The organism is Flavobacterium sp. F52 (assembly GCF_000278705.1).
Taxonomy (GTDB): Bacteria; Bacteroidota; Bacteroidia; order Flavobacteriales; family Flavobacteriaceae; genus Flavobacterium; species Flavobacterium anhuiense.
In genome coordinates this window covers 17,553-31,101 of the sequence record NZ_AKZQ01000029.1, presented here as the reverse complement: position 1 = coordinate 31,101, position 13,549 = coordinate 17,553, and the positions used below count along the sequence as shown (strand labels likewise).

Genomic DNA, 13,549 nt, shown 5'->3' with positions numbered 1-13,549 from the left:
CGAAGATTTTGCTCCGAAATCATCGTTAACCGCAATTAGATTTCGTAGGTAATGCTGTATGTTCCGCTTGGCGTATTTGCTGCTAAAGTTACATCTCCGTTTGCATCAACACTCAATGGTCCTGATGTGCCCGCCGTAACAACAGTATTGGCTACCGTAACCGGTGCACCGTCTAAAGTGTCGTTTGTTTTAACATTTCCGATAGATGCCGATGCTGATCCCGAAGTTTTTGTTCCGAAATCATCATCATTAGCACATAATATTGATTTAATAACAAAACTCACATCGCCAGAAGAACATCCATTAGAAGATACAGAAATAGTATAACTTCCTGCAGGTGCTGTAATTGTACCTGCATTATTTGTAACTCCGGCTGAAGGAGTTATTGTGTAATTATAAGTTGAATTGTAATTATTAATAGTAAAACTTCCCATCGCATCTAAACATGTTGGCTGTGTTATAGCACTTAATACTGCCGTAGACGGCGTAGTATTCACCGTAACCGATACCGAAGTTCTTGAACTCTCGCATCCGTTTAAAGTCTGGCTTACGTAATACGTTCCCGTTGCAAGCGCTTCAGTTCCCGTGTACAGGGTGCCGCCTGTGCTTGCGCTGTACCATTTATACGATGCTCCCGATGGAGACAGATCGCCTACTTTTTTATTGTCTGCAGAACAGAACGTTTGGGCAGAAGCCGTCGGCGCTGATGGAGTAGTATTCACTGTAACCGATACCGAAGTTCTTGAGCTCTCGCATCCGTTTAAAGTCTGGCTTACGTAATAGGTCCCAGTTGAAAGCATTTCTGTTCCCGTGTACAAAGTCCCGCCTGTGCTTGCGCTGTACCATTTATACGATGCTCCTGATGGAGACAGATCGCCTACTTTTTTATTGTCCGCCGAACAGAACGTCTGAGCCGAAGCCGTCGGCGCGGATGGCGTTGCATTTACCGTAACCGATACTGAAGTTCTTGAACTCTCGCATCCGTTTAAAGTCTGGCTTACGTAATACGTTCCCGTTGCAAGAGCTTCACTTCCCGTGTACAGGGTGCCGCCCGTACTGGCGCTGTACCATTTATATGATGCTCCTGATGGAGACAGATCGCCTACTTTTTTATTGTCTGCTGAACAGAACGTTTGGACAGAAGCCGTCGGCGCTGATGGCGTTGCATTTACCGTAACCGATACCGAAGTTCTTGAGCTCTCGCATCCGTCTGAGGTCTGGCTTACGTAATACGTTCCCGTTGCAAGCGCTTCAGTTCCCGTGTATAGAGTTCCGCCTGTATTCGCGCTGTACCATTTATACGATGCTCCCGATGGAGACAGATCGCTTACTTTTTTATTGTCCGCTGAACAGAACGTCTGAGCCGAAGCGGTTGGTGCAGATGGCGTTGCATTTACCGTAACAGTTGTTGCTGTTGAAAATGCACTATAACATCCTGAAGCATTCGATACTTTAACACTATAATTTCCTGAAGCTGATACAGTAATTGATTGTGTTGTTGCTCCTGTTGACCATAAATAACTGCTTCCTCCCGTAGAAGTCAAAGTTACACTACCTCCTTGACAGAAAGTTGTTGCTCCATCTGCTGAAATGGAAGGTGCTACAGGTGTAGGATTTACAGTAACTGATACTAAAAGTCTTGTGCTTTCACAGCCATTAAGTGTTTGGCTTACGTAATAGTTCCCTGAAATTAAAGTTTCATCCCCTAAATATTGTATACCGCCCGTACTGGCATTATACCATTTTAAGTTAGATCCTGTTGCAACTAAATCTTTTACTTTTTTATTTTCTGATGAACAGAAAGTCTGTGCTGATGCTGCAGGTGCCGCCGGAGTTTGATTTACAGTTATATTTACAGCTGTTCTTAAACTTTCACATCCATTTGCTGTTTGGCTTACATAATAAGTTCCTGTTACAAGTGTTTCATTTCCTCCGTACAAAGTCCCGCCTGTGTTAGCATTATACCATTTATATGATGCTCCTGAAGGAGATAAATCACTTACTTTTTTTAATTCTCCAGAGCAAAAAGTTTGAGCTGAAGCAGTTGGCGAAGTCGTATTATTTATTGTTACAGATACAGCTGTTCTTGCACTCTCACCGCAACTATTTGTTTGACTTACATAATAATTCCCCGATGATAATGTTTCAGTTCCTGCATATAAGGTACCTCCTGTAGCGGCACTATACCATTTATAAGTAGCTCCTGAAGGCATTAAATCGCTTACTTTTTTATTATCATTTGCACAAAATGCTTGAGAAGAAACCGCTGGTGCAGAAGGTATAGAATTTATAGTAACGGTAACCTTCGTTCTCTCACTTTCCCCACAACTATTTGCTGTTTGGCTAACATAATAGTCTCCATTACTCAAAGCTTGTGATATTGCAAGTGCTGTTCCTCCTGATGATGAACTGTACCATTTTAGATTAGCTCCTGTAGCTTGCAAATTTTGAACTTTACTATTCTCTGCAGCACAAAATGATTGTGACGCAGCAGCAACTGGAGCCGAGGATTTAGAATTTACAGTTACTCGTATTCTAGTTCTTAAGCTTTCGCATCCATTTAAAGTTTGACTTGCATAATAATCTGTGTTATTAGTCAATGCTAAATTTGATGCTAATGCAGTATTACTACTATTACTACTATACCATTTTATAGCACTTCCTGTTACAGCCAAATCACCTACAGTTTTATTCTCTGAAGAACAAAATGTCTGATCAGTTGTTGCAGGTGCAGGCGAAAAATTAACTGTAACAGGGGCTGAGCTATTACTAACGCAACCTGAACTATTTACTATTTGAAGAGTATATGTTCCATCAGTTGTAACCGTTATACTTTGTGTAGTAGCACCAGTTGACCATAAATAAGAAGTTCCATTATATGAAGCGGCAGTATTATCTGCCTTTAAAACTGTAGAAGCTGAAGTTACACACAATGTCGCGTTTCCATTAATTTTTGGAGTTAATGGTTGCGGATTAATTGTCACCACAACTGGTTTTACAAATGTACATCCATCTGCAGAAACTGCTTTTATGTAATAAGTTCCTGAAGCAGTAACAGCATTCGGTGAAGATAATGCTGTTGTTGCACCTGAGTTTGTCCAATAAGAAAGTGTTAGGTTTGAAGAACTTCCTGCTGTTACAGCAGAAGCTGTCAAATTAACAGTCGAAGGTGCGCAAACTGAAGCTGGATTTGTTACAACAAGATTCGCAGATTTTGGATTTATCGCTGCACTTGCAGAATTGTTTGCTGTATTGTTATCTACTCCATTTGGCAATGATGCTGTATTGGTATAATTTCCAGATGCATTTACAGTTGCAACAATCTTTAATGTCATTGAAGATTGAGCCTCTACATCACCAATCGTCCAAATCCCTGTTGTTGAATCATACACTCCAACTGATGGTGTTGAACTAACATAAGTATAACCAGAAGGAAGCAAATCGGCTACTGAGATTCCAGATACATTGTTTCCTCCCAAATTACTAACTTTAACTGTAAATTCCACATTAGATCCAATACAAGGCGTTGCATTATCAACTGTTTTAGTAATTCCTAAATCTGTACATAAAGTTACTGCAGCTGTTTTAGAAGGGGTTTGGGCTCCACATGCCAATGTATAAGACACTGAATAATTACCTGTCTTTGTTGCAATATATGTCGAAGAATTAGCTCCACTAATTGCTACGCCATTGTAATACCACTGATAAGGATCAAAACCTGATTGTGTTGTTAATTTGGCAGTATTGTTTGTACATCCACCTCCTTCAATATAAGTTAAAGTAGGATCATCTGGCAAGGCTGCAAAAGTCGAGAAAAATCCTGCCATAGAAAATCCTCCAGCTTGCTGCACAATGGAAACCGTAAGTTTAGCTTTACTTTCAATAGAAAGAACCTCTGGTCTTCCTATTTTCTCACTGTTAAAATTTATTATATACCATCCTGTGGAACCAATTGGATAACGTGCTCCAACTCCTGTTATATCAGTAGTCTTTACACCATTAATTTTTACTTCCTCAGATGCGCTTCTTAATAAAATATATCCAAAATAATCTAAATTGGCTGAATTATAGTTTTTAAATTTCGCTGTTTCTATAAACTGTGATCCTCCGCATTCTGACACTGGTGCAATAGTTGAAATATCAACCTCACAACCTTGTGCTGTTCCCGAAAATACAGCTACCCTCTTATTTGCAACGATATGTGAAGCTGTAAAATTGGTATTATTTGAACCATTCACAAAAGTATAAAACTTACCAGCCTCTTTTAAAATAACTGTATTTGTACTCACTAATGCTCCAGTAGCAGAATATCCCTCAACAGTTACAGATGTATCATCTTGAGTTGCTACTACAGTAGTCTGCTCTGCTGTACTATTACCTGTTCCTCTTTCTAAAAAATATTCTGTCCCCAAAACAGCTTCAGGTGGAATCTGGTTATATGCACTATCACCACAACCGCCCGGGGTATCAATTGCAGCTGATGTATTCATCACGATTGGATTTGAAGATTCAACTAAAGTTCCTATAGGCGCTTTAAATAAATAACTTTGTCCAGCATTTAAGGTGGTAGTAACAATATTATTGATTTTTATGGTTGTATTATTAACCGTAGCCATAATAGTATATATAGGACGCTGGTCCCCATAATCATTAAAATTACCTAAGGAACCATCTCTGTAATATCCAACTCTAAATCTTACTCCAAGACCCGCATCACCAAAACTTGTTAATGCGGCATTTCCTTTAATCTGTTTATCTATATCTTGACCTGTTAAAGCATCAGAAGCCACATTTCTTAAATTAATAGACACTGGAGCACTACCTTCCACAATTAATCCTATGCCGTTTAAAACAGTATCAAAAGCATATGCCTTAGTTCCTGTTGGACTAGGTGCACCAGTAAATCTGTATACAGCAGGAGATCCTTTACTTGCAGTTAAATTAGTTACAAGAGTTCCGTTGCTTTTTGACACACGAATGTTTACAGTACTTACAGAGTTTGTAGCTATAACAATTTCATTAGCATTATTAAAATATTGCCAAGGTGCTGGTGCAATGTAATGCTTAGTATAAAATTGAGCAGAAGCATTGTGTGCGGTTAATAATAAAACAATAAGAAAAATTAGTCTGGAAAATCCAGACTTACAAAAAGTAGAGTTACGCATAGACGATTTGTGTTTGTGGAACAGAAATTTCGGACACTAAAAAACGGATGATCGTTTTTAGCATATGTGTGAGATACGTGAAAAAAAACAAATTGGATTTTGAAAAACTTGAAAAAGTTTTTCTAAGACTTACACAAAAAAAGGATATTATGTAGACCATTACATTGTATTAAAAAGACTAAAAAAGTCTCTTTGGTTTTAAATTACGTAGATTTGGAAAGCGCGAAAGTATATCGAGGAATGAAACCTTACATCATTATTTCGACAAAGTGCACATAAAATCGTCAAACAACAGTTTTTAACAATTGTTCATCACTTGAAAATCAAATTTTTATAAATATTTGATAATGAAATAGCTGAATTTTCTTAAATAATTATGACAATTTAAAATTCTTACAGAATTTGTTGACAAATAAGTAAATTAACGTAAGAAACAATAAAGCCAAAAAAAGAATGGTACTTTAAATGAATACGCTGAAAATCAACAACATAAACACAAAACAATCAATACCTAAATGCTATTTCAAAAAATTGATATTGCGTTTTAAACCGTCAAATTTTGTTCTTTTGATAGGGGAATTTTTAAAAACTGTTCTGAAAGTTTCCTCTGTAATTTCTAACCAGTCTTTTTTGGTAAAAGAAAGCAAGTCTGGATTCGGATTAAACAAAGGTTCTGAGTGTGGTTTTGAAAATCGATTCCATGGACAAACATCTTGGCAAGTATCACAGCCAAACATCCATTCATCAAATTTTCCTTTCATTTCTTCGGGAAGGTTTTCTTTTAATTCGATGGTATAATATGAAATGCATTTACTTCCATCTACAATGTAAGGAGCTACAATTGCCTGAGTGGGACAGGCATCGATACAGGCGGTACAAGAACCGCAATGATCTGTTACAGCATGATCGTATTCTAATTCTAAATCAATAATAAGCTCGGCAATGAAATAAAATGAGCCAACTTTTTGAGTAATTAAATTGCTGTTTTTTCCAATCCAGCCCAAACCGCTTTTGGCCGCCCAAGCTTTATCCAAAACAGGTGCAGAATCAACAAAAGCACGTCCAGAAACTTCACCAATATTTTCTTGAATAGAATGAAGAAGTTCTTTCAGCTTATCTTTAATTACAAAATGATAATCTTGTCCGTAAGCATACTTAGAAATCTTAAAACTTTCATCATTTTGAAAAGAATCTGGATAATAATTCAGTAAAAGCGAGACAACACTTTTACCGTCATCAACCAATAAAGTCGGATTTAAACGCTTGTCAAAATGGTTTTCCATATACGCCATCTGACCATTCCGATTATTTTTTAGCCAATTTTCAAGTCGAGGAGCTTCTTGTTCCAAAAAACCTGCTTTCGAAATACCGCAAGAAAGAAATCCAAGTCTTTTGGCTTCTTCCTTAATAAATTTCGAATATTTCTCTTTAGCATTAATCATCTTTCAGAAAAAACAACTTCAACACCAACAGGCTTTAAGGTAATCAAAGGATTAAAATTGACTGTATTTTGTACTGAAACAACTTTATATTTTTTTATGATATAGGAAATAGCCAAGCACATTTCATAGATAGCAAAACCAGAACCAATGCACATTCTTGGTCCTGCTCCAAAAGGATAAAAATATTGCATAGAATGTTTTTTCTGCTCTCCTAAAAAACGATTTGGGTCGAATTGATCTGGATTCTCCCAATATTTCGGATTTCTATGTAATTCATAAAAAGAAACACCAATAAGCGTATCTTTTTTGATAGTAAACTTTCCTAAAACATCATCGTCAACATTTTGACGATCTGTAATCCAAGCTGGCGGATACAAACGCATTGATTCATTCAAAACTGCATTTATATAAGTCATTTTTTGTAGCTGCTCTACAACATCCTCACTTTCCGATTCAACTTTAAGGATTTCTTCAAATACTTTTTGCTGCACATCTAAATGACTTCCTAGCAATTGCAATGTAAAAGTCAAAGCATTAGCAGTTGTTTCATGTCCAGCTATAAAAAGAATTTTAATCTCATCTATTAGCTGCTCAACAGACATACCTTCGCCAGTATCTTCATAACGGGTTTCCAAAAGCATGTTCAACAAATCATTCACTTCATTTTGAGAAGCAACTCTTTCGTCTATGATACCTCTTATGATCTCATCGTTTTCTTCTGCTAACTGAAGGTGTTTTTTTACTTGGCCACTAATCGAAAACCACCATGCCTTATGGGGTAATCTAATTTCTTTGATTAGAAAATTCTGAACAGCTTCAATAATGTATTTTATACGATTAAGCTTTTCTTCTTCAATAGAAAATTGAAATAATGATTTAGCAACAACATTAAATGCTACTTCACTCATTATAGGAAAAAGATCAACTTTTTTATCTGTAACAATTTCTTTTAGCTCAGACACTATAGTTAGCTTCATGTTATCAACTAACTGATTCATTTTTTGCTTATGAAAAGCAGGTTGAATAAGTCTTCTTTGTTTCAGCCAAAATTCCCCATCAACCGTTAAAAGACCTTTGCCTAAATATTTAGAAAGATAAACAGATTGAAATTTGGATTTATAATAATTCCTCTGATTTTTTTGCAGTATATATTGCGCCACTTCATTGTCCCTTGACAAAATAATGTGTCTCGATTTTCCAATTCGTATAGAAAAAGAATCTCCAAAACGCTCAAAATATCTTTCATGATAAGGTATCGGATTTCTACGAACTCCTTCTGCATCAACAAAAAATCTTAAAATTGAGAGCTTAGGCGGATAATTATATTTTTTATCTATAGACATTTCTATCAGTATTAAAACAATTCTCCTTGAGTATTTGTATTTACTTTTCCAAGATGTTTATAAGCCTTATCCGTAACTTCTCTTCCACGAGGGGTTCTCATTATAAATCCTTCTTGAATTAAAAAAGGTTCGTATACCTCTTCGATGGTTTCGCTACTTTCACTAACGGCCGTTGCCAAAGTTGAAAGTCCAACTGGACCTCCCTTGAATTTATTGATGATGGTCAGTAATATTTTATTATCCATTTCATCCAGACCGTGAGCATCTACGTTAAGCGCTTTTAAAGCGTATCTGGAAATTTCTAAATCAATTCTTCCATTTCCTTTAATTTGAGCAAAATCACGCACTCGTCTCAATAAAGCATTTGCAATACGAGGAGTACCACGACTTCTACCTGCAATTTCAATTGCCGCTTCCAAATCAATAGGCATTTTTAATATAGACGCACTCCTCTCAACAATTGTAGTTAAAAGTTCAGTAGTATAATATTGTAATCTGGAAGATATTCCAAAACGGGCACGCATTGGAGCTGTTAGTAATCCAGATCGCGTTGTCGCTCCAATCAAAGTAAATGGATTCAAATTGATTTGAACTGTCCTTGCATTTGGTCCAGATTCAATCATAATATCTATCTTGAAATCCTCCATTGCCGAGTACAAATACTCCTCAACAACTGGACTTAATCTATGAATTTCATCAATGAACAAAACATCCCTTTCGTCTAAGTTTGTCAGCAAACCAGCCAAATCACCAGGCTTATCCAATACCGGACCAGAAGTAATTTTAATGCCTACCTGCAATTCGTTGGCTAAGATATTCGCTAAAGTAGTTTTTCCTAAACCTGGAGGACCATGAAAAAGCGCATGATCAAGCGCTTCACCACGTTGATTAGCTGCAGCAACAAACACTTTCAAATTTTCCAAAACTTGATCTTGCCCAGCAAAATCATCAAATGACAGCGGACGCAATCTTTTTTCAAGATCTAACTCTTCTGAGTTATATCCTTTAGTAGTAGGATCTAGATTTTCATTCATCCCACAAAGATATATAAACTAATCAGTTTCTAAAATAGTTAAACTGAACGATTAAAACTTTAACTAAACAAAAAAGGCTGTCATTTCTGACAGCCTTTGATTATTTCTAGTGGTGTAAAACTTCTTCACCTTCTTTCATTGGTACATTTTGAGGAACAAAATCTACATCGTGATTAGGGTTACTGTAGTCATACGGCCAACGGTATACGTGAGGAATTTCTCCTGGCCAGTTTCCGTGAATATGCTCAACTGGAGTAGTCCACTCTAAAGTAGTAGATTTCCATGGGTTTTGAGTCGCTTTTTTACCGTAGAAAATACTGCTAAAGAAGTTATATAAGAATACTAATTGGAACGCACCTCCTACAAGAGCAAATGTTGTAATTAAAACATTCACATTTTGTAAATCATCAAATAATGGGAAGTTTGTATTAGTATAGTAACGTCTTGGTAAACCAGCTAATCCTATAAAGTGCATTGGGAAGAAAACTCCATAAGCACAAACTGCAGTTACCCAGAAGTGGATGTAACCTAAGTTTTTGTTTAACATTCTACCATACATTTTAGGGAACCAGTGGTAAATACCAGCAAACATTCCGTAAAGTGCAGAGATACCCATTACTAAGTGAAAGTGAGCAATTACGAAGTAAGTATCGTGAACGTTAATATCTAATGTACTATCTCCTAAAATGATTCCTGTTAAACCTCCAGTGATGAAAGTAGAAACCATTCCAATAGAGAATAACATTGCAGGGTTAAATTGTAGGTTACCTTTCCATAAAGTTGTAATCCAGTTAAATGCTTTTACAGCAGATGGAATTGCAATCAATAAAGTTGTAAAAGTAAATACAGATCCTAAGAAAGGATTCATTCCTGAAATAAACATGTGGTGACCCCAAACGATAGTTGATAAGAATGCAATTGCAAGAACTGACATAATCATCGCTCTGTAACCGAAAATTGGTTTACGAGCATTTGTAGCCATAATTTCTGAAACAAGACCCATCGCTGGTAAGATTACGATATAAACCTCAGGGTGACCTAAGAACCAGAATAAGTGCTCGAATAATACTGGAGAACCTCCTTGATAGTGCAAAACTTCACCAGCAATATAGATATCAGATAAAAAGAATGAAGTACCAAAACTTCTATCAAAAATCAATAATAAAGCAGCTGATAATAATACTGGGAATGAAATAACACCAATAATAGCTGTTACGAAAAATGTCCAGATTGTAAGAGGAAGTCTAGTCATAGACATTCCTTTAGTTCTTAAGTTAAGTACAGTAACGATGTAGTTCAAAGATCCCATTAAAGAAGATGCAATGAAAATAGCCATAGATACTAACCATAATGTCATACCTGTTCCAGATCCAGGAATTGCTTGTGGCAAAGCACTTAAAGGAGGGTAGATTGTCCATCCTGCAGATGCTGGTCCAGCTTCAACAAATAAAGAACATAACATTACAACTGCTGATAAGAAAAACAACCAGTATGAAATCATATTCATAAATCCAGATGCCATATCTCTCGCTCCAATTTGAAGAGGAATCAATAAGTTACTGAATGTTCCACTCAAACCTGCCGTCAGTACAAAGAATACCATGATGGTACCGTGAATTGTAACTAAAGCCAGATAAATATCATTTGCCATTACACCATCAGGTGCAAATTTATCTCCTAATAAAACATTAAATATTTTGAAAGACTCTTCTGGCCACGCTAACTGCATTCTGAAAAGCAAGGACATTGCAATCCCAATTACTCCCATAACAATACCAGTAATCAAGTATTGTTTAGCAATCATTTTGTGATCAATACTAAAAATATATTTAGTAATGAACGTGTCTTTATGATGATGTTCGTGCTCGTGATCGTGTCCGTGATCGTGACCGTGCGCTTCTGCTGACATATATTTGTACTTTAAATTTTCTTAATAATATTATTTCATCGCAACTTTAGCTACAGCAGCTTTAACAGTATCAACAACCGTTTTAACAGTGTCAATTACTTTTGCAGCAGTATCTGTAGTTGGTGCAGCTCCTTCAGCTGGTTTCTCAGCAGCAACTGCCGCTTTAATATCTTGAGCTAAAGTAGTTTTCTCACTTAACCATTTTTTGTAATCTTCTGGAGTATCAACTACCACTTTCATTTGCATGTTATAGTGAGAAGCTCCACAAATTTTATTACATAATAATAAATAATCAAATGTGTAAGGATCCAAAGCCGTACCTCCTTTTGCAACTAACTCAGCGCTTCTTTCAGCTCTAAGTTTGTTAATGTTTGCAACTTTTTCAACCATAAATGGTAATTCTCTATATTCCGCAGTAGTATAAGTTGGAACGAAAGCAAATTCAGTAACCATACCAGGAACACAGTTCATTTGTGCTCTAAAATGAGGGAAGTAAGCAGAGTGCAATACATCCTGAGAACGCATTTTAAAGTGAACTTTTTTACCTTTAGGGATGTGCAGTTCTGAAACTACAATATCATCTTGAGCATTAGGATCAGACATGTCAACTCCTAATGTATTTACTCCTTCAATTAAACGTACGTTAGCTTTCCCTAAAACATTGTCTTGTCCAGCATATCTTGCAGTCCATTTAAATTGTTGAGCGTATAATTCGATTTCGATTACATCTTCATCTTTATCAACGAACATAATGTTATTCCAAGCGTATAATCCGTAAAGAATTAAACAAGCTAAAACAACTGAAGGAATAATACTCCAGATTGCTTCTAGTTTATTACTATCAGCAAAGAACAATGCTTTTCTATCTTTGTTTCCTCTATTTTTAAAAGAAAACCAGTAAAGCAAACCTTGTGTAATTACTTGAACTATAAAAATTAAAACCCAAGTAATATTCATTAAATTATCTACTAAACTACCATGCTCAGAAGCAGGAGTATGAAGTGCCAAATTACCCCATTTTAGTAAACCATAAATCGTAAATATATAAATGAAAGCTAAAAAGCCAAACATAATATATCCCTGAACGTTATTGTCATTATCCGATGCAACCTGAGAATCATCAGAAGAAGCTCCTACCTGAGTAAGATCAAATATCTTCGTCAATTGCCATAATGCAACTGCTAATAAAACTAAAACTATAATTACCAACAAACTTGTCATCTGTTTACTTCTTTAAATATTAATAATGAAAATGTTTACTTTCTTCGATGAAAGGATTTCTTTTTGCTAGCAAAGGAGATTTAGTTAATGCAGTAAATACAACAAATATAAATAAACCTAAGAAGAAAAGAATCGATGCAATTTCAGGAACTCCAATAAACCATTTGTCTCCTACTGTTCCAGGCATAATCATATTAAAGAAATCAACATAATGACCTAATAATATTACAATACCAGCCATTACAACAACCCAGTTAAGACGTTTGAAGTCAGTATTGATTAATATTAATAATGGGAAAACAAAGTTCATAACAACCGCTCCAAAGAAAGGAAGGTTATATAATTGAATTCTTGTTACAAAATAAGTTACCTCTTCTGGAATGTTAGCGTACCAAATCAACATGAATTGAGAGAACCATAAATAAGTCCAAAATACACTAATACCAAACATGAACTTAGCTAAATCATGGATATGGCTTGTATTTACATACTCTAAATATCCTTTAGATTTTAAATAAATCGTTACTAATGCAATAGTTGTAATACCACTTACAAAGAAAGAAGCAAATACATACCAAGCAAACAATGTACTAAACCAGTGTGGATCAAAAGACATAATCCAATCCCAAGCCATAATAGACTCAGAAACAATGAAGAATACCAAGAATCCTGCAGAAGCTTTGAAGTTCTTTTTGTAGTAAAGATCATCATTTGCTTCATCTTGCGCTAAACAGTTTTTTCTTGAGTAATAACGGTATAAGTTCCATCCTAATAAAAAGATAGCCGCTCTTACAATCCAGAAAGGAAAGTTTAAATAACCAGATTTTCCAGCAATAATTGCATCATAATTAGCGTTTTTAGGATCTGTTACACCTTCACCTAACCATACAAAGATATGATTGAAGTGTAATCCGCATAAAACTAATATGATAAAGAAGATAACAGAACCAGCTGGTAAATAAGCTGTGATACCTTGCATAACTCTAAACAAAACTGGAGACCAACCCGCTTGAGCAACTTGTTGGATAGCATAGAAGGCTAAAACTCCCATTGAAAGCAGTAAAAAGAAAATACAAGCCACATAAACAGCAGACCAAGGCTTATTTTGCAATTGGTGTAATACGTGCTCTAAATGTTTTTCGTGCTCATTTGCACCAGAAACTTCAGCATGTGCAGCTCCTTTGTGAGCGTCATGTGCAGCTTCAGCAGCTTCGTGATGACCTGCTTCTTTATGAGATGCCTCCGCTTTTTCTTCATGTGCAGCACCATGCGAACCATGTTCATCTGCAGCTAGTATTTTTTCAACTTCTTGAATATCTTTTGGTGCACTTAAAAAACCATACCCAATTCCTAATAAACCAACGGCCATTAAGATGATAGAAAAAGTTTTTAATTTACTTGAAAATGTATACATATCTATTACGATCAGTTTGTT

General features: G+C 35.9%; 7 protein-coding genes. All 7 read right to left on the bottom strand.

Features of this window, described 5'->3' with window-relative positions; genetic code table 11:
• Positions 1-35 precede the first annotated feature (35 nt).
• The 7 genes from FF52_RS15115 to FF52_RS15085 all read right to left on the bottom strand — a co-directional run bounded on the left by FF52_RS15115 (position 36) and on the right by FF52_RS15085 (position 13,528).
• A complete protein-coding gene (locus FF52_RS15115; protein WP_008466855.1) occupies positions 36-5,165 on the bottom strand; it encodes a DUF11 domain-containing protein in 5,130 nt (1,709 codons plus the stop codon).
• Positions 5,166-5,683: 518 nt separating this feature from the next.
• Entirely contained in the window at positions 5,684-6,607 is a 924-nt protein-coding gene (queG, locus tag FF52_RS15110; protein WP_008466853.1) for a tRNA epoxyqueuosine(34) reductase QueG, read from the bottom strand.
• Entirely contained in the window at positions 6,604-7,950 is a 1,347-nt protein-coding gene (locus FF52_RS15105; RefSeq protein ID WP_008466851.1) for a cytochrome P450, read from the bottom strand. The genes queG and FF52_RS15105 overlap by 4 nt, the downstream gene beginning before the upstream one ends.
• An 11-nt stretch (positions 7,951-7,961) precedes the next feature.
• On the bottom strand, positions 7,962-8,984 hold the full coding sequence (gene ruvB, locus FF52_RS15100; RefSeq protein WP_008466849.1) for a Holliday junction branch migration DNA helicase RuvB: 1,023 nt from the start codon (positions 8,982-8,984) through the stop codon (positions 7,962-7,964).
• A gap of 106 nt (positions 8,985-9,090) precedes the next feature.
• Positions 9,091-10,893 (bottom strand): cytochrome c oxidase subunit I, encoded by a 1,803-nt coding sequence (locus FF52_RS15095; RefSeq protein WP_008466848.1) that lies wholly within the window; start codon positions 10,891-10,893, stop codon positions 9,091-9,093.
• A gap of 30 nt (positions 10,894-10,923) precedes the next feature.
• Positions 10,924-12,114: a cytochrome c oxidase subunit II gene (locus FF52_RS15090; RefSeq protein ID WP_008466847.1), complete on the bottom strand. Its 1,191-nt coding sequence runs from the start codon at positions 12,112-12,114 to the stop codon at positions 10,924-10,926.
• A 19-nt stretch (positions 12,115-12,133) separates the two neighbouring features.
• Entirely contained in the window at positions 12,134-13,528 is a 1,395-nt protein-coding gene (locus FF52_RS15085; protein ID WP_008466846.1) for a hypothetical protein, read from the bottom strand.
• Positions 13,529-13,549: the final 21 nt, after the last annotated feature.

Coding starts and splice junctions, on each gene's coding strand:
- FF52_RS15090 (WP_008466847.1), bottom strand. CDS start 12,114: ATGACAAGTTTGTTGGTAATTATAGTTTTAGTTTTATTAGCAGTTGCA.
- FF52_RS15105 (WP_008466851.1), bottom strand. CDS start 7,950: ATGTCTATAGATAAAAAATATAATTATCCGCCTAAGCTCTCAATTTTA.
- ruvB (WP_008466849.1), bottom strand. CDS start 8,984: ATGAATGAAAATCTAGATCCTACTACTAAAGGATATAACTCAGAAGAG.
- FF52_RS15085 (WP_008466846.1), bottom strand. CDS start 13,528: ATGTATACATTTTCAAGTAAATTAAAAACTTTTTCTATCATCTTAATG.
- FF52_RS15095 (WP_008466848.1), bottom strand. CDS start 10,893: ATGTCAGCAGAAGCGCACGGTCACGATCACGGACACGATCACGAGCAC.
- queG (WP_008466853.1), bottom strand. CDS start 6,607: ATGATTAATGCTAAAGAGAAATATTCGAAATTTATTAAGGAAGAAGCC.
- FF52_RS15115 (WP_008466855.1), bottom strand. CDS start 5,165: ATGCGTAACTCTACTTTTTGTAAGTCTGGATTTTCCAGACTAATTTTT.